Source organism: Treponema lecithinolyticum ATCC 700332 (genome assembly GCA_000468055.1).
GTDB lineage: Bacteria > Spirochaetota > Spirochaetia > Treponematales > Treponemataceae > Treponema_C > Treponema_C lecithinolyticum.
Window position 1 is genome coordinate 47,119 of record KI260552.1, and the last position, 24,118, is coordinate 71,236.

18 protein-coding genes are annotated in these 24,118 nt (G+C 45.3%); 6 read left to right on the forward strand and 12 right to left on the reverse strand.

Annotated elements, in window-relative coordinates:
* Positions 1–10: 10 nt before the first annotated feature.
* From HMPREF9193_RS00245 to HMPREF9193_RS00285, 9 genes are all read right to left on the reverse strand, one after another.
* Positions 11–511 carry a GerMN domain-containing protein gene (locus HMPREF9193_RS00245; protein ID WP_021686022.1) on the reverse strand — a complete coding sequence of 167 codons (501 nt, stop codon included), beginning with the start codon at positions 509–511 and terminating at the stop codon, positions 11–13.
* Positions 508–1,587 (reverse strand): N-acetylmuramoyl-L-alanine amidase family protein, encoded by a 1,080-nt coding sequence (locus HMPREF9193_RS00250; protein WP_245565482.1) that lies wholly within the window; start codon positions 1,585–1,587, stop codon positions 508–510. Before HMPREF9193_RS00250 ends, HMPREF9193_RS00245 begins: the two co-directional genes overlap by 4 nt.
* An 11-nt stretch (positions 1,588–1,598) precedes the next feature.
* Positions 1,599–3,302, reverse strand: coding sequence for an ATP-grasp domain-containing protein (locus HMPREF9193_RS00255; protein ID WP_021686024.1), 1,704 nt, complete (start codon positions 3,300–3,302; stop codon positions 1,599–1,601).
* Between the two features lie 34 nt (positions 3,303–3,336).
* Complete coding sequence (locus HMPREF9193_RS00260) at positions 3,337–6,048, reverse strand: cytidylyltransferase domain-containing protein (RefSeq protein WP_084604329.1); 2,712 nt, start codon at positions 6,046–6,048, stop codon at positions 3,337–3,339.
* Entirely contained in the window at positions 6,021–7,001 is a 981-nt protein-coding gene (locus HMPREF9193_RS00265; RefSeq protein ID WP_021686026.1) for a glycosyltransferase family 2 protein, read from the reverse strand. The genes HMPREF9193_RS00260 and HMPREF9193_RS00265 overlap by 28 nt, the downstream gene beginning before the upstream one ends.
* Positions 6,976–8,559 carry a spiro-SPASM protein gene (locus tag HMPREF9193_RS00270; RefSeq protein ID WP_021686027.1) on the reverse strand — a complete coding sequence of 528 codons (1,584 nt, stop codon included), beginning with the start codon at positions 8,557–8,559 and terminating at the stop codon, positions 6,976–6,978. Before HMPREF9193_RS00270 ends, HMPREF9193_RS00265 begins: the two co-directional genes overlap by 26 nt.
* Positions 8,560–8,637: 78 nt before the next feature.
* Complete coding sequence (locus tag HMPREF9193_RS00275; RefSeq protein WP_021686028.1) at positions 8,638–9,492, reverse strand: methyl-accepting chemotaxis protein; 855 nt, start codon at positions 9,490–9,492, stop codon at positions 8,638–8,640.
* Between the two features lie 18 nt (positions 9,493–9,510).
* Positions 9,511–10,281, reverse strand: a complete 771-nt coding sequence (locus HMPREF9193_RS00280; RefSeq protein WP_021686029.1) for an oxygen-binding di-iron domain-containing protein — start codon at positions 10,279–10,281, stop codon at positions 9,511–9,513.
* Between the two features lie 138 nt (positions 10,282–10,419).
* Positions 10,420–11,421: a formylglycine-generating enzyme family protein gene (locus HMPREF9193_RS00285; protein ID WP_021686030.1), complete on the reverse strand. Its 1,002-nt coding sequence runs from the start codon at positions 11,419–11,421 to the stop codon at positions 10,420–10,422.
* Positions 11,422–11,609: 188 nt separating this feature from the next.
* Here HMPREF9193_RS00285 and HMPREF9193_RS00290 point away from each other — a divergent pair, with 188 nt between their 5' ends.
* Genes HMPREF9193_RS00290 through HMPREF9193_RS10625 form a run of 3 tightly spaced genes read left to right on the forward strand, consistent with a single transcriptional unit; the run spans position 11,610 to position 15,766 of the window.
* A complete protein-coding gene (locus HMPREF9193_RS00290; protein WP_021686031.1) occupies positions 11,610–13,148 on the forward strand; it encodes a DUF6938 domain-containing protein in 1,539 nt (512 codons plus the stop codon).
* A gap of 60 nt (positions 13,149–13,208) precedes the next feature.
* Positions 13,209–14,303, forward strand: coding sequence for a chorismate synthase (gene aroC, locus HMPREF9193_RS00295; protein WP_021686032.1), 1,095 nt, complete (start codon positions 13,209–13,211; stop codon positions 14,301–14,303).
* Positions 14,304–14,332: 29 nt separating this feature from the next.
* Positions 14,333–15,766, forward strand: coding sequence for a D-alanyl-D-alanine carboxypeptidase family protein (locus tag HMPREF9193_RS10625; RefSeq protein ID WP_051305952.1), 1,434 nt, complete (start codon positions 14,333–14,335; stop codon positions 15,764–15,766).
* 32 nt (positions 15,767–15,798) lie between these two features.
* Here HMPREF9193_RS10625 and HMPREF9193_RS00305 read toward each other — a convergent pair whose 3' ends face one another.
* The 3 genes from HMPREF9193_RS00305 to HMPREF9193_RS00315 are packed head-to-tail and all read right to left on the reverse strand — an operon-like array spanning position 15,799 to position 18,860.
* Complete coding sequence (locus tag HMPREF9193_RS00305) at positions 15,799–17,478, reverse strand: serine/threonine protein kinase (protein WP_021686034.1); 1,680 nt, start codon at positions 17,476–17,478, stop codon at positions 15,799–15,801.
* A gap of 3 nt (positions 17,479–17,481) precedes the next feature.
* Entirely contained in the window at positions 17,482–18,504 is a 1,023-nt protein-coding gene (locus HMPREF9193_RS00310; protein WP_051305953.1) for a hypothetical protein, read from the reverse strand.
* 11 nt (positions 18,505–18,515) lie between these two features.
* Entirely contained in the window at positions 18,516–18,860 is a 345-nt protein-coding gene (locus HMPREF9193_RS00315) for an FHA domain-containing protein (protein ID WP_021686036.1), read from the reverse strand.
* 146 nt (positions 18,861–19,006) lie between these two features.
* On the opposite strand from HMPREF9193_RS00315, the gene HMPREF9193_RS00320 reads away from it, so the two are divergent.
* The 3 genes from HMPREF9193_RS00320 (at position 19,007) to guaA (ending at position 24,116) form a co-directional block, all read left to right on the forward strand.
* Positions 19,007–20,536 (forward strand): CCA tRNA nucleotidyltransferase, encoded by a 1,530-nt coding sequence (locus tag HMPREF9193_RS00320; protein WP_021686037.1) that lies wholly within the window; start codon positions 19,007–19,009, stop codon positions 20,534–20,536.
* 78 nt (positions 20,537–20,614) lie between these two features.
* Positions 20,615–22,252 carry a CTP synthase gene (pyrG, locus tag HMPREF9193_RS00325; protein WP_021686038.1) on the forward strand — a complete coding sequence of 546 codons (1,638 nt, stop codon included), beginning with the start codon at positions 20,615–20,617 and terminating at the stop codon, positions 22,250–22,252.
* Positions 22,253–22,256: 4 nt separating this feature from the next.
* A complete protein-coding gene (gene guaA / locus HMPREF9193_RS00330) occupies positions 22,257–24,116 on the forward strand; it encodes a glutamine-hydrolyzing GMP synthase (RefSeq protein WP_021686039.1) in 1,860 nt (619 codons plus the stop codon).
* Positions 24,117–24,118: the final 2 nt, after the last annotated feature.

Below are 24,118 nucleotides of genomic sequence, written 5' to 3' on the forward strand. Positions count from 1 at the left end.
TGGGTTTTTGTCAACGGTTTTTTTCGTAAAACCGCGATTTTCCGCCCTCGTATACATATATTTCATGCCCCATCATAGTAATTTCTATAGCATGTACATTATAATTCTTCCTCAGGTTTTGTGCAAGCAGTTTGCACGCCGTATGCGTTGCCGATGACGAGCCGTTTTGCAACACGGCTTTTTCGTTTAAATTAACGTACAAAACGCCGTCAGCTCCTTTAAAAAAATCAAGGGCGCGCGTTCCCTGAGCAAACAGCGGACGGTAACGGTCGCTTTGCGGTCCGAGCAAAAGTTCATCCGTAAAAAAACGCATACTCGAACGGAAGTGTTTTCTGGGAATATAGCGCGCTTCGGCATAAACTGCGGATTTATCCAAAGATTCAAATAAAAACAGCTTTCGGCTTCCCGGATAAAAAATAATATACAAAGCAAGCGAAAATACAAAAAGAGCGGCAATAGCAATAAAAAGTTTTTTGTGTAATGTGCTTATAGTCAATTTAAAATCGATCATCTGCCGCCGGTAAATCCTCTTGACTGTTCAAAATGGGTAACGAACGCAGTCAAACCATTATATATCCCGAGCGACATTTTGTGCAAGTAGCTTTCGTCTAAAAGCAGCGGTCCTTCTTCGGGGTTGGTAACAAAGCCCAATTCAATTAATACGCTGGGCATATTCGCATTGCGCACGACAAACCACTCTTCTTCTTTTATGCCGCGGTCGACGGTTATATTCCCCACTTGGGCTTTTAAGCCGTCTTGAATATATTTTGCAATTAAAATACTTTCGGTAGTGAATTCTTCTTCCATCATTGAATTGAGGATGGGAAGCACTTCTTTATCTTTAACCGCTCCGGTATTTTTAATAAGTGTGCGCCGGTAACCGGGACTTAAATACCATACTTCAAAACCTTTTGCTTTTGAATAAAAAGCCGAATTGGCGTGTATGGAAACGTAGATTATAGCTTCGTGTTCTTCAAGCTTTACGGTATTAGCAATATCGGTACGCTGATTAAGCGTTAAAAAAGTGTCGGTGTTGCGGGTAAGCATAATTTTTTTATCGGGATAGGTTTGCACAAGACGCCGGTACAAATCCTTTGCAGTCGTCAATACCACGTCTTTTTCCCGCACATTCACCTTTTTGCCTTTAACCGTGTGCTCGGCAACCGCTCCCGGATCGCTTCCGCCGTGCCCCGGATCGATTAAAATAGCTCCTATGCGGAAATGTACTTCCGGCGGAAGTTTTTCAAACGTTTTTTTTACGGCATCGGAAAATTCTTTATCAGCATACACAGTGCCGTTTTTGTTAACGGGGACTGAACACAGCGACATGTTTGTATAGTCGGCTATCAATACACCGTTGTGAACTGAAAAGCTGACCGTATGTCCGTTTTTTTCGAACATTCCGGTGCCGCTCATACCGTCCCAATATAAAGCCGATTGAGTTTGCTTTGCAATGTCCGCAAGTGATATTAACGCTGAAGAGTTTGTTGCGTTTTTGTTTACTGCTTTTTGCGCCGGTACATTTTGCACAATACCAAATGCACATACAACCAAAGCGCACAAAAAGCCGTATGTATTTTTTTTCACTGACTTTTTCCTCAACAGTGTTCTCCGATTTTACTGTCGGTATAAAAAACGGCACCCTGTAAGCCGCCGCGGATAAAATAATGCCACAACTTTTTTACGGACAAGCGTACCGCTTTACCCTGCTCTTTATAAAACAAATCGTTGTATAAATCAAGCGTTTTTTGCAGCGTTTTTCCGTTCCAATCTTTTAGCTGCGCATATTTTTCCAAAAACGGTAAAAGAGCGACAGATTTTACCGTATCGGTGTATTCGTTTTCATCCAGCGAGTCGATTTTTCGTATAACGTCATCCGGCATCACAAAGGCCGACGGCGGAAACGAGGTATTAAGCGGTGCGTTTAAAAAATCGTGCGTATCTTTGCAGTTTTGTCCGCTGCCGTCTTTTGCGCCGTACAACACGGCAGTTCCGTCATTCGCGGCACTTGTACTCATTGCGCCGGTCGCGCTATCGGCTTGCAAGCGCAAAAAAACGGTTTGTACCGCCGTTTGCGCAGCTTCAATTGCTTTATTCCGCTCAAGCGCACGGGAAATAACGTTTCCCGCTTTTTCCACATTGTTAACGGGGAATACGGCTGTTTGACCGCTTTGTATGCGCGGAAAAAAGTCTACTACATTTTCAGTATTTGCGGCTTTTTTAAAAAACATTGTTTGTGCGATTTTACCCGGAATTGAAATCCATGCGCGTTCGGCGCTGCAATGACTGCAGGGGACGTCAAAAATGTCAGAAGTACCGCCAACAAGGCGGCGGCGCTGCAGCAGTTCTGCAGGTTTTTCGCCCAAAGCTAAAAGAAGCGCTTGTTCGGTAAGGTTCATTTGAGAAGCATAAGGATATGTCCAGCCGGACATATAACCGCCGGAAAGGCGGGCGGCAATTTCGCCAATCATAGGACCTTTTGACATCATTTTTATGTCAGCTTTTGCAGCGCCGCAGCTTAAACCGAGCGCTTTTACACCCGACCAAAAAGCGCCGAGCAAACGCTCTTTATCCGTTTTATCTATAAGAGCGGGCATAGTGTGCCCCATTTCTATAAAATACGGCGGAAAGTAAATGTGCCGCTCGGCGAAACCGGTAACGGTAAGCTGTCCGTCAAACACTAAAGAGTCTATGGAGAATTCGCTTCCGTCCATATATTCTTCTATTATTACCCTAAATGTCCGCGAATAGCGCAAAGCATCTTTTACCGCTTCCGCCAAAGATTCTGCGCCGCGCACTAAACGGCATCCCCGTGCGCCCATATTGTCGCAGGGTTTTACCACAAGCGGAAAATCCAGTTTGTTCTTGTGTATAAAATCTTCGGCTTGTTTTTGGTTAAAAGCGGCAAAAGAACTGTCGGCTTGAACAAAATGCGGCGACGGTACCCCCGCTTTATCAAAACAGTTTCTCATCAGCACTTTATCGCTTGCGTTCTTTGCCGCTTGGCTTGTGTGGGCGCTTAAATTGCATTCGTGCGCGGCGCAAGCAACTGCATAAGAAAAATCTGTTCCGGCGGTAAACACCGCATCCAAGCCTTCGCTTTTTTTAAGAGAACGGGCAAAATCGCAAATTTGCTCGGTGTTTTTTAAGTCGATTTGCTCAAATTTTTCCGCCAAAGTGCGGCACACGGCTTGCGGATTTGCGTCGATAAGGGTAACGCGGCAGCCCAGTTTATGGGCGGCTTCTACAGCCGGTTTTTGCATAAGTCCCGCACCGAGTATCAATACGTGTTTTTTTTCCATTTATTTCACCTGTATTTACCTTATTTATCTGTGTTTACCGAATTTTTTTACAGTATACTTCAAAACTGTCGCCGAGCGCAAATAATTTGCTTATCGCCAGCGCAATGCGGTTTGTTTGTTTTAATTTAAGATAGGGAAAACGTTCAGGATGGTGCCCTATCGATACGATTTTGCACACTTTAAAACCGTACTTTTTTAATACGGCGCGGCAATATTTTATATCCCAAATTATAAAATGATCGGATGGGCTATTTTTTAAAAAGCTTTTTTTTGCAAAACGTGCCGACAGCCCGGAAGCAGAGGGTGTGGAAAATGCAAAAACACCGCCTTTTTTTACCGATTCGCTTACTTTTAAAAGCACCGCATGCAAATCTTCAAAATGTTCTATAACAAACCACATTGTAAGCGCATCGAATGTTTTTTTTGTACCGTTAAAATAAGCTTTTTCGGCAGGGAATGCGGCGCACACGGCAAAAAAGCCGAGTGTGTTTACAACATAATCGACGGCATCGGAGCAAATATCCAAGCCGAACGGCTGCCATAAAAAATCCGCAGCGGCAGACAAAAAAGCGCCGTATGCACAACCGATATCGAGCACTGCCACCTCGTTTTGTGCAGGTTTTTGTAGCGATTTTTGCGCCGACTTTTGTGCCGGCTGCCGCACAGCTTTTGTACGGCACAAACGGTTTATAAGCGCCATACGGCGCAATCCTTGTGTTTTTATTGAAGCAAAGTCTTCAAGATAGGTTTTGCCGTACTGTTTTTTATATTCTTCAAAAAAATAAGCTTTTGAATATTCTTTTTTGGGAACGCACAGCCAGCTTATATACAGCATACCGCATGAGCGGCAGCGCCTGACGGTTTTAACTTCGTCGCGCGCAACAACCGGGTTAAGTTCGGCTTGCAAACCGTTTAAGTTTGAACACAGCGGGCAATTTCGGCGTTTTCCTCCGGTTAAAGAGGCAATAAACGGCGCCAAATCGCGCGCTTCGCCAGTTCCGGCCGTACAGGCAACACTGACAGTTCCGGCAGCTTCAGCAGTGTTTAAAAGCGAGCATAAAGTTTTCGGCTGCAAACATTCCGGCTTTGATAAAAGTGAATGTATTTTTTTTTCGCTTAACTGCTTTTTTTCAATACAAACGCAGCCGTATTTTTGGGCAAGTTTTTTATGCAGCGTACTGGTAGCAAGCAAAAGCAGCAAACAGCCGGCAGAAGCAGCTTCAAAAGCCGTAAAACCGTAGTGCGTAACTACAAGATCGTATTCGCCGATACGCTCCGGTAAGCCGGGAATAAAGGGAACATAAGAAATGTTCGGTTCTTTTGCCGCAGCCCTTGCAGTTTCGGCGGCGCTTGTAACAACGGTTATATGCACATGCGTTCCCCGCAGCACGCGGGCAAAACAACGGGCGGCAGGAAGTGCAAGGTTTGAGGGGTCTTCTCCGCCTAAACAAATAAGTATACGGGTAACCGTTTTTTTAAGCGCCGGTTCTAATTTATTGCGGGTAACAGAAAGCGGAATAAAATAGGGGGCATATTTATTTAATACGGTTTTATTTTTTAGCGGCGGGATTATATCGATAAGAAAATCCGCCCAATCGCTTCGGCGCGAACCTTCGTCTATAGCGATAACGGGCGCACATTCGTGCAGCGCACTGCCGAGTGCAGCATCGGTACAAAAACCGTCGGTTACGATAAGAGCATACTCGCCTTTTTTCGGAAGCGTGTGTACTATGCGGTTTTGAGGCAAACCGTTTTGTGTTACCGCTTTTTTAATCATCTCAGCGGCGGCGCCGGACAGGGCGGCGGTTTTGAGCGCAGCTTCTCCGCACGACGGTAATGTTACACCGCAAGCAAACGACGAAGATGCATCGTCTGCGGATAACAGTTCGGCAGGAACATACACGTCGGCGTACAAAGCATCCGATAACGCAAGAGACAAACAGCGTTTTACGTGCCCTGTGCCGCATCCTGAACGCACGGCAGGAACCGTCAAAACGGGATGCATGTACGGGTGCTGCAGTGCCCAAATTATACGTTCGGCACTATACGGAGCTGCTGCGGCATACCCTTTTTGTAAGTTTTGCTGCGCTAAAGTTTCCGAACTTTCCAAAAAGCGGCACAAACGGCACGCTTTATGGTAATCGGCAAGCGTATCCACTGTTGTTCTTAATAAAGGATAATTCCAGCGCTCATCGGAGTTTTCGTTGATACATACAAAACGATCGGTATGGTTGTATAAAGCAGGTCCTACGTGTTCTTTTTCAAATGCACTCGGATTTTCCTTGCGCGCTTTTAAAAGAGCGGCGGCAGAAAGGATTTCCACTCCGCTTCCGTGCGGCAATCCGCTATAGGTAAAATAATCGCAAGCTCTTTTTTTAAATTCGTCTAAAGAAGCTTGAGCGGCTTCAAAAAACAAAAACGGATTATCCGCCGTTGCACGCACGATAATATCTGCTTTAACTTTTTGCACTAAAAGACAAAAGCGTTCCAAAACATCGTTTTCCGGTCCGGCAAAACAATTCCACCCTTCTTTTTGTGCAAGCGGATTCAAACGCTCATACGAAGCATAATCGCAAGCAAGCCAGTATTGGTCGGCTTGTACTTTTTTCATCGCACGCAAAGTCCATATAAAAAGCGGTTTTTTTTCCGCTCCTAACGGTAAAAATGCTTTTTCCGGCAAACGCGAAGAAGAAAGCCGGCACTGTACGACAACGATTGTCACGGCTGTGTGTCCCAATTTTGACAAAACTGCACCACATCCGTTTTAAAACGGAAGCGGTTTTCGTGTACCCATTTTCGGGCATCCGCAAACAGCGAATATGCTTTAAACATCCCGCCCGGATAGCGCCGGGCAAAATCAAAATAGCGGATTTTCGGTATATATGCGTGATCGGCATAAAATACGGGTGCGCAGTTTTTTAAATAAAAACGCAGCTGAGCATAGTCTGCAGTTGTATTTTCAGAAGGTATGTCTTCTTCGTACACTAAACGGAAATGCTGGTCCAATTCTATACGTTCACCCCACAGCCAAGCGCGAAGCGAAAAATCCAAATTTTGCCAATAGGGGCTTACAATAGTATAATCGTAGCCGCCTAACTGCATAAATTTTTGTCTGTCGTATATCCCCATAAAATCAAACGGGTACACCGTTTTTAAACCGGCGTTTGAACGCATAGCGGAAAAATCGGGCGGCACAACGGAAAAGGTGTTTTTTTCTATTTTTGGCTGCATACGTACGGGAATATACTGCAAGTGGGCGCTTTGCAAAACCGGTGCACTGCACAAATGTCCGCTTTGTACCAGGCTGCGCAGCGTTTCTTTTGATACAAAGGGGGGAACGGTTCTTACATCGTCCCAAATTACCAAAACAAAAGCACTTTCGGTTTCCGCCATACCGATGTTAATCATATCACCGGGAGTAACGTTTTCCAGCGGAACGACGAATTTTACTTGCTCGTAGCGTTGGGCAAACTCTTCAACGCTGTAACTGTGAGAAGAATTTTCAACCGCAATAATTTCGGTAAATCCGCAATTTAAAAGATTTTCGATATTGCGCCTGCAATAGTGGCTGCCGTTACGGTTTAAAAGCATAACGGCAACGGATTCTAAAAAAGAAGACGAGTGTGCGGATAGTTTTTTTTGCCCCAGTACGGTCCGCTTTATTTGCCGTTCGTTAAAAATTAAAGGTATAGTATTCATCGCTTGTTCCGCACTGATCGCTGTATATGCCGTCCAATTGTTCTTGTAATTTAAAAGTTCCCCTCTCCCATAAAGTTTGAAGTTCTTCGGTAAACACATTGCCGTAAAACCCGCTTGTTTCGGATCCGACAGCGCAGTGCGAGCCGCTTCCGGCAGCAAAAACAGCCGCTTTGCAGCGCGGAACGCTCCCGTCTGAAAGCACGCATACATCGCGCTTGATATGCCAGCACGGCGTACGCACAGCAGGAGATAAATCCGCAGTCCGTTCATCCTTTAAAAATCCGGAAACAGAGTCGTATTTTTGGACGATAAGATTTCCGCTGCCGTCGGCTTTCCACTGCCTAAAAAAATGTTCCAATTGATTTTCGTTACACTTCATGCGTACCAATTGGGGGTATACCGCACGCGGAAACAAAGTTTGTAAAAATTCTACCGTGTGCACGGCACGCTCAAAACTTTTTCCCGGATGCAGCTTTTCATACCCGTCTTTGTCGGCAGCGTCAAGTTTTATTATCCAATTTACCGCAGGATATCCTGTTATGCGCAGCGGATTTTCAGGCGCAAAAGATAATATCGTGCGTGCGGTATGTTCATCAAGGGTTTGACCGTCGGTTTCTATTAAAAGCGAAAAATTCGGGTGCCTTAAAACCGCTCGCGCAAAATCCGTAAATTGCGGATGATACACCGGATCGCCTAAAAACGATAAACCGATTACCGCATCATCGGAAAAATCAAAGGCTTTATCGATAAAGCGTTCAAAGTCTTTTATATCCATGAATTCGGGAAGCGACAGTTTTTTAGGTACAATAGGCTCGTATATACAAGACATACCGTTTTGCGCCTTTTTATCGGATGCGGCATAAGAGGTGCATATTTGCACATTGTAAAATGCGGGAAACGTGCGCTGCACTTCAGCCGATTTTGCCGCTAAATCGCACACGGCGTCCGCATCGATTCCGCCATCTGCATGCACATTTGCAGCGTTTTGCATTAAAGAAAACAAACGGGTGCAAGCAAGCGTGTCCCGTTTGGAACTGCAGCTTAAATTCAAGCGCAAATAACGGTAATCACGGGCAGAAATAAAAGTTTCTATTTCAAACGAATTGATATCGGTTTTTATAAGTTCAAAAATCGATTCGCGTCCCACACTTACGTTTCCCGCATCCGGTTTGGAATCGGCAAGAGCTGCCAATATGCGTACGGTTCCTGCAGCAAGCACTTCAGGCGCAAAACCGTAGGGATAACCGTCGGCAAATGTGTATTCTGCTGCATAGCGTGTATGAAGCGAAACCAAGCGTTCGCTTATACCGGCGTTTAAAAACGGACAATCAGCCCATGCAAACACTGCGTGATCGGCGTGTTTTTCGCTTAAAACCGCGTCCATTTTATGTAAAAGTTCGCTTACCGTAAGCGGCGTATCCAGAATTTCAACTCCGGCACAGTGTGCAAGGTTTTGTGCCCACAACCGAGTTTTTTCCCGTGCGCTCAAACCGTCAAAAAGTTTTTTATCCGCAAAAGACGACAAAGCGCCGGCATATAAAAATGCATAGGTGTTCATACTTTTTGAGTATCGGCACAAAAACCGCGTTTATAAAGCGCTGTTGTTTTTTCAGCACGCTGTTGTTTTTGCGGTTTTTCAGTCTGCCTTTTCCAACAATCTGTTTAAGAACGAATGGCTTATTTGCACTACATCCAAAATAGCGCGGGTATCGATTAACGAACCGTTTACTTTGTCCAAAGAAGCAACGCCGTCTTGAATTGCGTTAGCTTGCTCTTGGATGGAAGCGGTAATTTCGGCAAGCGAATCGCCGGCTTGCGACATCGTGATGGAGTTTTCGTCAAAATTGTTCAAAACGCCGGTAAAGGATTTTTGGAATTTTGAAAACAGCTGAATAAATACGCTCATATTGCCGTTGATTTCGTCAACCGCTTCTCTAAACTCGTTTAACTTTGCTTCGATTTTTTTTGTAAAATCGCCGGTTTGAGTTGCAAGCGAACGCACTTCGTTGGCTATAATTCTAAAACCGCTTCCCACTTTACCCGCACGGGCGGCTTCAATCGACGCATTGATGGCAAGAATACCGGTTTTAACCGATACGTCTTGAATACCTGCAAGCATATCTTCCACATCCGAAGTTCTTTCTTTAAGGATTTCAAAAGCGGAGGCAGCGTTTTGCGCATTTTGCGAAGCCGTTTCGATTTCACCGACGCGTTTATGAATTTCTATTTGCAGTTTTTTTCTGTTTTCAAGAATTTCGCTCATCATTTGGTTTACACGGCTTGCATTTGTAGCCGAGCTTCCGCTTCCCGCCCGTATTTCTTCAAAAGCCGCAAGAATTGTATTAAAGCCGTCCTGTAAACTGTCCATAGCTTCGTCTATAATTTCCAAAGAATGGACCGTTACAAAGTCAAGTACAACACTTTTATTGTACCGGATATTCATTTTATGAATGGCATCGGAAAAATTATCGTTTATTTCGTTTTGGTTCATAGGGTGCCGCCTTGTGCATTAAAAAAGCTGTTCTATACGGTCGCAGCCGCACTGAAGTTCGCTCAGCCAGTTTAAAAAATTGTCGACCTGTTCGCCTTTATATATTGCACCGTGCTGCGGTACTATCATAGTAGGATTCAAACGCCGCACCATTTCCGTCCAGCGGCGCACGATTTTATTGCATGCCATGTAGCGCACGTGAAATCCTTCAATAAGCGGAAGGTGTTTTTCAAAGTCTTCCACAAAGGCAACTTCATCGTCTTCTCCGAAAACGGCAGCTCCTATATCGCCGCTAAAGAAAATACGGGAGCGCTCATCGTACAAACTGAATTGACCGGGAGAGTGCATAAAGTGCGAGGGCATACAGCGCATTTTAGAGCCTGAAGGCAAACCTATCTCCATTCCCTTATCCGGTATGGGAACAATACGCGAAACATCCACTATACCGAAGTGCGGCATAAAACGTACCCAAAGTGAAGAAATATATACCTTAGCATCGGTAATCCCCAGCCATAACGCTATTCCCGATGAAACGTCGGGATCTTGGTGCGAAAAGAAAATAGTATCGATTTTATCTACCGAAATATAGCGGCTGACTGCCGTCACGACACGGGAAAACAAGTGCACTCCGCCCGGATCAAGCAAAACGCCGCGTCCGTTATCTATAATAAGGTACTGCATTGTTTGCACCGCCCCTTTACGGTACCGGCTTTCCGAACCGAGCCAAATAAATTTATGGTTGTCGTCTTCGTATAAAACTATTCCATGTGCGCTTTCGGCATCAATCATTTTTTTCTCCTGTGTTTACTACAAAATTAACTTATCTGCATTATATCTCTAATTGATTAAAAACACAAGTATCGAAAAAAAGATTTTAAACATTTTGAAGTTCTTGTTAACCGCACAACCCGTCCGTGTAAAAAATAGTTATCGGCGCACTATCCGCAAGCCTAAATCGAAAAACTGATTTCCCGGTCCTAAAATAAGCCGATAAGAACAGGTAGTAAAATCGGCAAGGCTGTTCCACCCTCCGCCGCGCACTACACGATATGTACCGTCGGCAGCACCTTGATGATCTTTCGGCAGCGGATTGGGCAGCGGGTCTTCATACCAATCATGACACCATTCCCATACATTCCCGCTCATATCATATAATCCGTAACCGTTGCGTTTTTTCATTTTTACTGCGTGTGTCTTTTTGTTGGAGTCTCCTCCTGCATCGTTTTTATACCATGCATAATCCTTCAAATAAGTACTGTCATCGGTATCGGTCCATTTAAAGTTTTTTCCGCCTTTTGCAGCCCACTCCCATTCGGCTTCGGTTGGCAAACGAAACCCGTTTTTACTTATATCCAATACGGCTTTGTTCCAATCATCGCTTCCTGCATACTTTTCGGTTGTAGGGATTTCATCGAACTTAAGCGAAGAAAAATCCACAGGCACTCCCTTAACCGTAACCGTATAACAGGGCTCAAGACCGCATTTTATGCTCAGTTTATTGCAAAAAGTTATTGCATGATACCAATTCACTTTTTCAACCGGACGTTTTTTTTGATTTTCCCGGTCGGCAGCTTCTTTTCCCGTAGTACCGTCGAAATAGCTCGGCTTATTACCCATAACCGCATACCATAACTCTTGCGTTACTTCGCTTTCAGCTATGTAATACGCTGTTAAACTTACCGTATGTACATTGTTGTCATCGTTATCTTTGTGCCCCACACTACCGTCGGTTACGGCATCAATGGCTTTCATCGTAAATTTTATACCGTCTACCGTATAGATTTTATCGAACAGCCGGATATCCGCAGAATTATCGGCAACCGCATTTTTGCATCCGGTAAAATTTACGACAACAAGCACACAAAGCGCTACAAAGACCGTCCAAAAAGAAAGGGCAATCTCATTTCGATTTACATTACTTTTACTCATAAAAGTGCTCCTTTTTAGATTAGTTAGTTAGTTTAAACTAACTTTTATATTTAATTTATCATTCAAACAAAAGAATGTCAACATATTTAAAACAAAAAAGCAAAGTAAAAAAAATGGTAAATCTTACGTAAGGCAACACGGCTTATTGTGCACTCGCGTAACATCAACTATAATACGGTAGTTACACTATGAAACTTACGGTATACGGCAACGAAATTCCTAAAAAAGAATTGCGTTTAGGCACCTTGCTGTGCCGCTATTATAAGCGCAAATACGGTTTTAAAGCCCATGATTATCCTGCTTTAACCTGCGTTCCTCATGCTCTAGGAAAAGACGATTTTAATCTTATGAGCATAACGCAAAAAAAAGTGCTTGACGTTTGTGATAAGACAGCTGACACTTTCGGTGCGGCGCCATCAGGTTCCGTTTGCGGTGCATCTGGCGCTTGGGCTGCAAACGAAGCTTCTTTTGATACAAAAAAAGGCATAGTGCTCGGTACTATGCGTATGGGATTCGGGCACTGCAGAATTGCAATCGCTCTTGCCTCTGCCGCACACCATGCAGGCTGTATTCCCTATTGGTTTGATATGCTTTCTTTTCCCGACAGCGCGGCGGGAAAAACAATACGCAGCCTTGAATACTGGTATAACCTTGCCTCACGCGTTTCACAAAAATCTGCATTGTTCAACAATACCGTGTGGGAAAAATTGACTTCTACCGCAGGTCAACACCTTTCCTCTTCGCTTCAAAACGGCGTTATGGCCGATATGTACGCCGCACTTTTCCGTGATATTCCTCCATCAATGCCGTTTTTATCCACACATCCGTGGGTAGGACACGGAGCGGTCGGCGCAGGTTTGCAGCATATTATTACGGTAGTGCCCGACAACTACCCGCTTGCATTCCATATTGTAGAAGGAAGCGTTCACGCGGTGCAATCGCCCTCTTCTTTTATGGGCTACCGCACTCTTTTTGATATGGCAGGCGAAACGGCTATAAAACACTGTATGCCGCAAAACGATATTTTTGAAGCGGGGCACTTTGTCGACCACGAAATCGTTTCAAATATCGAATACGATTGCGAATTGCGCCGTAAACGGATGAAAGACGGAAAAGCTCGCCGTTTTTTGCTTACCATGGGCGGAGCCGGCGCACAAGTGGCAAAATTTGCAGGTATCGCTAAAGCACAAAAAAGCGCCGTTGAACAAAAAAAAGCCGCTTTGCTTATCAATATGGGCGATCACAAAGGACGATGGGCGGATTTACAAAAAGAGTTTAAAGCTGCCGGTATTTTATGGACTATGCATGACGATTGGCAAAAAACGCGCGCTTTTATAGACGATATACGCGAACACGATGTACACGGCGTGCACGTATTTTTACACGACGATTTTTATGCGGCAGTTTACGCCACTAATTTGCTTATGCGCGTATGCGATGTGATGATTACCAAACCAAGCGAGCTTTCGTTTTATCCGGTGCCCAAATTGTTTATTCACCGCGTGGGACGGCACGAAGCATGGGGCGCTATACGCAGTTCCGAATGCGGCGATGGTACTATAGAAACCGAAGCTTCTTCCGATTTATACCGCACATTGCGCGTATTAACAAGCGATACCGATTTACTGGATTTGTATTGCACGCACATAATAAAAAACAACAAACAGGGTATTTACAACGGTGCTTACAAAGTTGTGCAAAAAGCGCTTGAAAGCACAAAGCTGTAAGCCCAATAAAACCGCGCAAAAACATATACAAAGCATATAAAATATGCTACAGTGCTGTATATGTCGGGCAATACTTTCGGCAGCATATTCCGTGTTACCACATTCGGCGAAAGCCACGGTGAAGCCGTCGGAGCAGTTATAGACGGCTGCCCCGCAGGACTTATTTTTGATATAAAAAAAATTCAAAACGCCCTCGATAAACGAAAACCTGGCAGCGAAAACCCTGCAACAAGTACGCGAAAAGAGCCGGATCGGCTACAAGTAATCAGCGGCGTTTATGACGGCGTTACTACCGGTGCACCCATTACCCTCACTATAAAAAATACCGACGCAAACAGCGACGATTACAAAATGCTTAAAAACGTATTTAGACCTTCGCACGCCGATTACACGTGGCAAGCAAAATACGGCATACGCGATTGGCGCGGAGGCGGCAGAGCTTCGGGAAGAGAAAGCGCAGCGCGCGTAGCGGCAGGAGCGGTAGCGCAAATGCTTTTGGAAAAAATCGGCGTTACTATTACCGCATATACAAAAAGCGCTGCCGGCATACACTGCAACGTTAAATCCATACCCGACAAAGCTATAATAGAGGCAAATCCGATGAAAGCCGCCGACGCTCAAAGCAGCCGTCTTATGATGGAGCGCATAGAAAAGCTCGGCAAAAAAGGAGAAAGCTGCGGCGGTATTGTCGAATGCATTATAACGGGCGTTCCTGCAGGATGGGGAGAACCGGTATTCGAGAAATTGGATGCGGAATTGGCAAAAGCGGTACTGTCGATAGGCGGTGTAAAAGGCATCGAATTCGGTTTGGGCTTTTTATGTGCAAATTTGAGCGCAAGCGAATACAATGACGAACTTTTTACGGACGACGGCACAACAGTACGTTTTAAAACAAACCGATCAGGCGGTATTTTAGGCGGTATATCAAACGGAGAGCCGATTGTTTTTAGAGCGGCGGTAAAACCGGTGCCGAGTGCGCGCATAGTGCAAAAAACGGTGCGTATCCGTGCAGCGTCTGTATTTGAAAATACCGACATTCAAATAAAAGGGCGGCACGATGTGTGTTTGTGCGCGCGCATTGTTCCCGTTGTAGAAGCTATGAGCGCTTTGTGCCTTGCCGATATGTATATGCGCAACGCACATGCACATTTGTAATACAAGCACTTTTAGATAGGAGTACAGCGGTGTCAACTAAAATCAAACGTATCCTTAACGGCAGCATTTTTTTATCTTCCGCTTTTTATATACTTTGTGCATTCGTTTTCGGATGGTACGTACATACCCTCGCCCATCCTCAAGTTTCCGCTTTATCGGCGCAAGAAGAAACTATGTACCGTACAACGGTAGACAAACAGTTCCCCCGCGCGCCGCTGAGTAAATTATTTTGGGATAAAAAAGAAGCCGGAATAGACGAAGATACAACGCTGTCCGTATATGCGTTATCCGTGCTCGCCGCGGATATGCATACGGGAAGTATTTTATACGAAAAAAACGCCGATCAAAGCATCCCCCCCGCGTCTATGACAAAACTGGTCGCTATGTACATTGCCTTTGAAGAAGCGGCGGCGGGAACCATTTCGCTTGACGACACTGTCCCCTTGCCAAAAGAAAGCTGGGCGGTAAACGCACCGCCATCCTCTTCGCTGATGTTTTTAAACCAAGGACAAACGGTAAGCGTACGCGAGTTACTTTTAGGTCTTGCAGTGTCGTCGGGAAACGATGCGGCAATAGCCCTTGCCGATTATATATGCGGTTCGCAAAAAGCTTTTGTTCAGCGCATGAACGATGAAGTAAAAAAACTGGGGCTTAAACACACCGTTTTTGTAGACGCATCCGGTTACAGCGAACAAAATACGACAACGGCGCGCGAGTTTGCTTCTTTTGTGCGCACATACCTCGAACGCTATCCTGAAAGCATACCGAACTTTCATTCGGTAAAAGAATTCGCTTATCCCAAAGAGCACAATATAATCGGCTTATCAAAAGAAGCGAATCCGACGATAGTACAAAAAAACACCAACCCCGCGCTCGGTGCGGTTAAAGGAGTAAACGGTCTTAAAACCGGCTACATTCCCGAATCAGGCTATAATCTTACCCTTACCGCCGAGCGCGATAATACAGCAATATTTGCGGTTATGCTCGGCGGGCCGGGACAGGGAACGGCGCAAGGTAACAGTTACCGCTTAAAAGATGCACAAAATCTTAGCGACTATGTGTTTTCCAATTTTAAAACTTTTGATGCGTATAAAAGCAGCCGCAGCAGCAACGATAAAGACGGCAAAAGCAATAATAGCGGACACTGCAGCAGCGAATTTGCATTGCCGATTGCCGCGCTCAAAGGAACAAAAAATGCGTTGTATGCAAAAGAAGCATTTCCTGCGGTAATGACTGTACCCGCTTCCGGCAAGCGAGTGGAACGCATTCTTAAAACAAATCCCTTTGTGTACGCGCCGGTTGCTACGGGACAGAGGATCGGCTATGCGCAATACAATGTAGACGGATTAACCGTACAAATCATACCGCTGATAGCCGACCGGGATATTAAAAAAGCGTTTTTACCCAAACAGCTTTTGGACCGTCTTGCAGCAGCACTTTTAATTTCGCTCAGACTTGCTTAGGTTTTAGCTGTTTTCGCTTACACGCGTAATTTTTATTCCGGCTGCAGCAGTGCCGAAATAAACAAATCTTCTTGATACCATTCGATGCGCAAAGAAAATATTTCGCTTTTATAGCCGGTTTTTTGCGCTTTAATTTTCCAGACCTTTGCTCCGGTTAATCCGTTTTTATTAATATCTTGAATCGGTATCCACGAGCCGGCAGACCATACAAAAAATTCGGTTGAAGCGCTTATATTTGCTCCGGTTTTTAAATCGCGCGCTTCGGTTCGAATACTCAAGGGTCTTCCCGTTTTTGAAGAAAAGTCAACGTATATTTCAGCTTTTTTACGCGTTATGTTTACCGAACGCCACCACACGTACGGACCGGCGGCTATTTTTATGCGGTATTTACCGGGACGCAAAGACAGAGGTTTTATGGTATATAAATTGGACGATGAAGTTTCGTGTTTTTTATAAAAAAACCGGCGGCTGTACGGTACTTCCGGAATAAGGTCGTTGTCGTTGTAAAAGAAAAAAGCGCCGACAGGTAAATCGGGGTTTACCGAAGCCGATGCGGGAATCTTCAAGGTTAATTCAAGCGGAGTGTACCACGGACGCAAAAGCGTGCGGTGAATATAGCCTTTGTGCCAACACACGCCGATAAGTAAAAGCGCGGCGCAGACGGCAGCGCTAATAGCCATGCGTTTATAGTGTTTTTTATATTTTGATTCATACAAAGCCGGTTCGCTGTATTGGGGAAAAAGCATAAGCTTTACCATGGATACGCGCAATTCGCGCTGATCGTAACGCTTTAGTTTTGCGTTTAACGCTTTTAAAACCGCTGCAGCGGAACGGTAACGGCGCGACACTTTTGCAGCCATCATTTTACGGATAATACGGGCAACACCGAACGGTAATTTTTTTTCCAACTTTTCAGGAGCTATACAGCGTCCGGTTTTTATGCGCAAAAGAGTATCCGAGTTCATGCTGTTTCCGAACGGTTTTACCCCGGTTATCATTTCGTACAGCATAACGCCCATTGCATAAATATCGGCACGGGAATCTACGCTGTTGCTGTCAGTAAATTGTTCGGGCGGCATATATGCGGGAGTACCTAAAGTTACCGTGCGCTCATCAAGTTCAGTACCGGCATACACATCTTCTTCGGAACTTGCAGCGTATAGCGTTTTATCGGAAACCGTAGCAGCGTTTGAAACGACGGTTTTGCTTTCGTCCGTACCTTCGCCGCTTTCCCCCGTCCGCTCCGAAAAAGCGATACCGAAATCCGCAAGTTTTATAGCTCCCCGTTTGGACATAAGGATGTTACCCGGTTTTATATCGCGGTGCACAATCGTTTTTTTATGCGCATACGACAGCGCTTTACATGCATCGCGCACAATTAAAAAAGCAAGCTGCCAGCTTAAACGCTTTCGTTTTGCAATCAATTTATCCAACGCCATACCGTCAATATATTCCAGTACGATGTAATGGAACGGACCTTCGGTAAAATAATCGAACATGTGCACTATATTGACGTGCTGTAAATCAAGTAAAATTTGCGCTTCGCGTTTAAAGCGTTCAAGAACAGCAGTGTTGCCGCGTATGCGCAGTTTTTTAATAATAACTTTACGCTTGAGCGTAGGATGCACGGCTAAGTACACCAAGCCCATACCGCCCCTGGCAACAACGCTTTCAATCTTGTATTTACCTATTCTATCGGGATTTACGGGCATTTTTTACTCCTGTAAAAGATTTGTTCCGGCAGATGCCGAAGTATCGTATATATCCGTATCGGGATTAAAAGGACGGTAAGTTCTAATTAAAGTAATACAGTGTTTGTCCGGATTATGAAGCTGTACGTATTTTCCGTTTGCTTTAAGCCGGTAGGTACCCGATATAAAACGGTGCCCTCCGAAATACAAAGCGTCCGGTCTATCGGGTAAAAAAGATTTAAGCATAAGGGCAACCGAATCTTTTTGCGCTTCATCGTTATCGGTCCACGTTAAGCCAAGCACAACCGCTTCATCTTTTAGACCGTTGATAACGTCATCTTTTGAAAACATACACAAAGGCTGTGCGTGGCTTGCAAGAAAATTGGCAGCCCACACAAAAAGCGGCAAACGGTGCTCAAAGTGAGCATAGCGGTTAAGCAAAGACTCACCGTACACATCGAGCATAAACGAACGGACCAATTCGCCTTCATACGTGTATTTTCCGAATGCAAGGTTTCCGTGCGCGCTTTCGTTTAATATGTTTTCATGATTGCCTTTTAAAAAATGAAAATAGCGGGGCCATCGGCATTTACAATTCATAACGCGCTGCATTAACCCCAAACTGTCGCTCATTTCGCCGAGCATAGCAGCGCTTCGTATATTTCCGGCTTTCCACTGTTCGTAAGCTTGTTTCCAACGCTCGCGCGAAACCACTTCCGTATGAAAACCGTCACCCAAACACACAAGGTACAGTTTTTTTAAGTCGAGTGCTTGCGCAACCGTTAAGCGTTTACCCGGCGTTTTGCCGTAAAAGTCCTCAGGCAGCACAAAGGATAGGATTTCGTCAAAAAAACCGGTACGCCCGTGTAAATCGGGTACTAAAACCGCAGGCACGTCCGGAGCAAAGCTTTTCAAATACAGCAAACCGCCGGGCATACCTGAAGCATCGGCGGGACGGAGCATTTCCGGTTCGGTATCCAAAACGGCAAGCGTTTGTTCCACCAAATCGGAAAGTACCCTTTTGGAAGGGAGCGAATTTACATACACTAAAGCGCCGCCTAAGATAAAATAACGCTGTCGTTTCCGATAGTGATTTTATCGTTTTTAGCCAGCTTTACGTACTTGTCGGCAGGAATTTTTTTTCCGTTTAAAAAAGTACCGTTTGTACTGCCGACATCTTTAAGAAAATAGTTGTCTTTTATTTTTTGAATGACGGCATGATGACGGCTTGCCAATTTGTTGTCGATAACGATACTGTTATCCGAAGCGCGTCCTATCGTAATTTGCGCTACAAGATTGATCTTCGTATCTTGAAATATCAAATACGAAGCATGTTCGGATTCGGCAATTTTGTCCAAACGCTGACCGACCGCACTTTCAGTTGTAATCGTATAATCTTTCATATTAGAAATTATACAGCTTTTTATTTAATTATTTCAATATGAATACAAAGAAATGACGGTAAAACCGTTGTCTGTAAAAAAATCGTTAGAATCGCGTTTTCAAGATGTCCTTTACAAAAAAACGCAATACGGTATACTGATGCTCTATGGTAAAAACCGTATCCGTACCGCCCGTGTTAAAAAAAATGAACGCTTTTTTTGAGCGCGCAGGATTTGAAGCCTACCTCGTCGGCGGAGCCGTGCGCGATATGCTCAGGGGCAAAAGTGCGTCCGATTGGGACGTCGCAACGAACGCCTGCCCGGAGCAAGTGCAAGCTCTTTTTCGCCGAGTTATTCCCACCGGCATAGAACACGGAACGCTCACCGTAATCTTTATGTCTCACCATATTGAAGTTACCACGTTCAGAAGCGAACACGGCTATAGCGACGGCAGACGACCGGATGAAGTCAGCTATGAAGCTTCGATTGAACAGGATCTTTCGCGCCGCGATTTTACGATGAACGCGCTTGCGCTAAATCTTTCAAGCGGAGCGCTGTGCGACCCGTTCGGCGGCAAAAAAGACATTAAAGCAAAAATTATCCGTACGGTCGGCAAAGCCCGCGACCGCTTTGCAGAAGACGGGTTGCGTCCGGTTCGGGCAATCCGTTTTGCCTCTACCCTGCACTTTACGATAGAAAGCGACACCTTGGCTGCGATTCCCCTATCGCTCGATAACATCAAGTGTGTGAGTATTGAACGCTTGCGCGACGAGTTTATAAAAATCATTACCGGCGAAAAACCTTCGTACGGTCTTAAACTGCTCGAACAAACGGAAGTGCTCAATCTTTTTATACCGGAATTGTGCGCATGCCGCCATGTTACACAAGATGACGGCAGAGGCTTTCACCGCTTCGACGTACTCGATCATTTGTTTTATGCGTGCGATTACGCACAGTGCCGAAGCTGTATCGAAAGCGCCAAAACTACAGACAAACCCGGCGGCGAAAGCAGTGCGGGCAAAGATGACGGCGAACAAAAAAACGGCGGCAAAAACAGCACGGGCACATCCGACAGTTTTGCCGACCGCATACTCGTAATCCGCCTTGCAGCCCTTTTTCACGACATAGGAAAGCCGCGTGTGCGCGCCGAACAAGTGCACGACGGCGTAAAACGTATTACCTTTTATTCGCACGAAAAAGAAAGCGCGCGCATTTGTACTGCCGTTTTGGAGCGCTTGCGTTTTCCTGCAAAAACCGTACGCTATGTAAGCCATTTGGTAAGTCAGCACATGTTTCACTACGAAAGCTCGTGGACCGATGCCGCCGTGCGACGCTTTATGGCGCGCGTTAGCCCACCTGCGGGCTTGGGAACGCTTGAACAAACGATTAATGACTTGTTCGATGTGCGCATTGCCGATGTAAGCGGCATGACAAACTCTGCAGCGCTTTTGCATACCGGACAGTGGAGTGCCAACCTTCTCGAATTCCGCGAGCGCATACAAAAGGAATTGAACAGCCATAACGCTATCGGCTTAAAAGATTTGGCAGTAAGCGGTTCCGACCTTATACGGGCAGGAATTCCAGCAGGAAAAACGCTCGGGCTTTTACTGCAAGAATTGCTCCAAACCGTTTTGGATGACCCTGCATGCAACACAAAAGAAAAGTTACTGGAAATCGCAAAGAGGAAGATGAGATAGTAGGCATCAAAACTTTAGTTGCAGTGCCCTCGCTTTTTGTGCTATACTCCAAAAAACACAGCTTTCTTCGGAGAATCTATGACCAAGTATATTTTTATTACCGGCGGTGTCGTTTCGGGTTTAGGCAAAGGAATTGCAGCAGCTTCAATCGGGCTTATTTTAAAAAGCCGCGGTTTGCGGGTAGTAAATCAAAAATTCGATCCGTACTTAAACATAGATCCGGGAACACTTAACCCCTACGAACACGGTGAAGTATTCGTTACCGACGACGGAGCGGAAACCGATTTAGACTTGGGGCACTACGAACGCTTTACCGATGTAAGCTTGTCCAAAACCAGTAGCACCACGGCCGGCAAAGTGTATCTTTCCGTACTGAACACCGAACGCGAAGGCGGTTATCACGGTAAAACGGTACAAGTTATTCCCAACGTTACCGACGAAATCAGGCGGCGCATGATGCTTGCCGCACAAGACAGTAAAACAGCTCCGGACGTTATTATTACCGAAGTGGGCGGCACGGTCGGCGATATAGAATCACTTCCGTTTATAGAAGCAATCCGTCAAATAAAATACGAAGTAGGCTTTGAAAACTGTGCATACATTCATTTAACACTTATGCCTTACATAAAAAAAGCGCAAGAGCTTAAAACAAAACCTACGCAACACAGTGTAAAAAGTTTGCAGGGTTTGGGAATTCAACCCGACGTTGTTATGCTCAGAAGCGAAATGCCCATAGACTTTGCCACAAAAGAAAAACTTGCTTTATTTTGCAATGTAACCACCGACGCTATTATACAAAACCTAAACGCCAAATCCATTTACGAAGTTCCGCTGATGATGGAAAAAGAAGGTTTGGGAAATGCCGTATGCCGCGCTTTGCACATAGAAAGCAAGCCGAGCCGTTTGGAAGATTGGGAAAAAATGGTAGACCGTTTGCACCATCCGGAAAAAACGGTAAAAATCGCTTTAGTCGGTAAATACATTGAATTGCACGATGCGTATTTATCGGTAGTGGAAGCACTCATTCATGCAGGAATTTATCACAATGCAGCAGTGGAAATAGATTGGGTAGACGCGCAAACAATCGGCGACGGCAAAAGTGCACGCGAGCGTCTTAAAAACAGTGCAGGCATTATCGTTCCCGGCGGGTTCGGTTGCCGCGGCATTGAAGGTATGATTTGCGCAGCACAGTATGCGCGTGAAAACAAAGTCCCCTATTTCGGTATTTGTTTGGGTATGCAAATATGCGTTATAGAATACGCGCGCAATGTACTCGGTCTTAAAGGAGCAAATTCAACCGAAATTGACGAAAAAACGCCGTATCCCATTATTTCTCTTATGCCCGACCAAAACGGCGCGGTGCTCGGCGGTACGCTGCGTTTAGGTAAATACCGTTGTGATTTGACGCACAATTCTTTAGCACAAAAAGCATACGGCGAAACGGAAGTATGGGAACGTCACCGACACCGCTACGAATTCAACAATGAATTCCGCAGCGCTTTTGAACAAAACGGATTAAACATAACGGGTATAAACACCGAGCGCAACTTGGTCGAAATCGTGGAATTGGACAAAGCAACCGGTCACCCGTGGATGCTTGCCGTACAGTTTCATCCGGAATTTAAATCCCGCCCGAACCGGGCACAACCTTTGTTTAGAGACTTTATCGGAGCTTCAATAGCGGCAAGTTCAACAAATACCGGCTCGGACAGGTAAGATTATGCGCGAAAAAATTACTGTTTTGGATTTCGGCAGTCAATATGCACATCTAATAGCAAAAAGACTACGCCTTATGGGCTATTATTCTGATATTGCACTGCCTTCGTCGCCTACTGCGGTTTTTGAAAACTGCAAAGGCATTATTTTATCCGGCGGGCCGTCGTCCGTATACGAAAAAAACATCCCGCAAGTTAACCCTGCCGTATTTGATTTAGGTATTCCCGTTTTGGGATTATGCTACGGTCACCAATTACTTTCGCAACATTGCGGCGGCACGGTAGAAAAAGCAAAAACAAACGAATTCGGCATAGCAAAACTTAACAACGAAAACTGCCCCGACAGTCCGCTGTTTAAAGGCATAAACTTTCCTTTGCAAGTGTGGATGAGCCATCAAGACGCCGTCGTCCGTTTGCCGGAAGGTTTTGAGCGCACGGGCTTTACCCGCGATTGCAGTTTTGCCGCGCTGCAGGATTTAAAACGCAAATACTTCGGTTTACAGTTTCACGTTGAAGTAAAAGATACACAGCACGGCAACGTAATTTTGGAAAACTTTGCGCGTTATTGCGGCATAAAACAAAACTGGAATCAAGACACCGTGCTTAAATTAATTATAGAGCAAATCCGCGAACAGGCAAAAGAGCGCAATGTATTGCTGTTTTTATCCGGCGGCGTAGATTCCACCGTAACTTTTGCGCTTTTAAACCAAGCGCTCGGAAAAGAGCGAGTTACTGGGTTGCACATAGACAACGGCTTTATGCGCAAAAACGAAAGCGCTCTTATCGCCGAACGATACCGTGCTTTCGGCTTTACCAATTTTATAGTTGAAGACGCTTCACACACTTTTTTACAAGCTATAGCCGGCGAAACCGACCCGCAAAAAAAACGGCACATCGTAGGTGAAACCTTTATCCGCGTGCGCGACGAAATCGCCGAACGCTGCGGCTTTACGGACGACAAATGGCTTTTGGCACAAGGAACGCTGTATCCGGACATTATCGAATCGGGCGGCAGTCAAAATGCGCACGTTATAAAAACGCACCACAACCGAGTCGCCGGCATCCAAAAACTTATAGAAAAAGGCTTGATTATCGAACCGCTTAAAGACTTATATAAAGATGAAGTGCGCATACTCGGCACAAAATTGGGCTTAAGCGGCGAATTGATTATGCGCCACCCGTTTCCCGGACCGGGACTTTCCATAAACGTATTGTGCACGGCAAAAAAAACACCGGATCAAAAAGAATACGAGCAAGCTTTGTGCGAAGCCGAACGCTTTGAGCCGGAAGTACGAAAAATATGCGCCGAATTTGCCGGATTAAAAAAAATCGGCGTTTTGCCGATAAAATCGGTTGGAGTTCAAGGCGATTTTCGCACCTACCGCTTTCCGGCAGTACTCTATATGGACGATATCAAAGCATTTTTCGCCTCCGCCAATGAAGCGTGGGACAGCTTGGAAAAAACGTCTTCGCTTATTACAAACAATGCCGAATACATCAACAGAACCGTAGTTGCCCTGTACGAAAAACCGCAGTGTACGCTGCACCAAGCATATTGTACCAAAGAGCGGCTCGACCAAATACGCGAAGCGGATGCGATTATGCTTGAACAATTGCATAAAACCGGCTGGTACGGCCGCATTTTTCAGCATTTGACGATTAACTTACCCTATGCCGTGCAGCAAAAAAACTGCGCAATCGTTTTGCGCCCGGTTGTTTCCGAAGACGTTATGACCGCCCGCTTTGCCCGCCTCGATCCGGCAGTGCTTTTTAGCGCGGCAGATAAAATAACAAAACTTTCTTTTACAGACGCACTGTATTACGATATTTCGAGTAAACCCCCGGCAACATTCGGCTGGGAATAAAA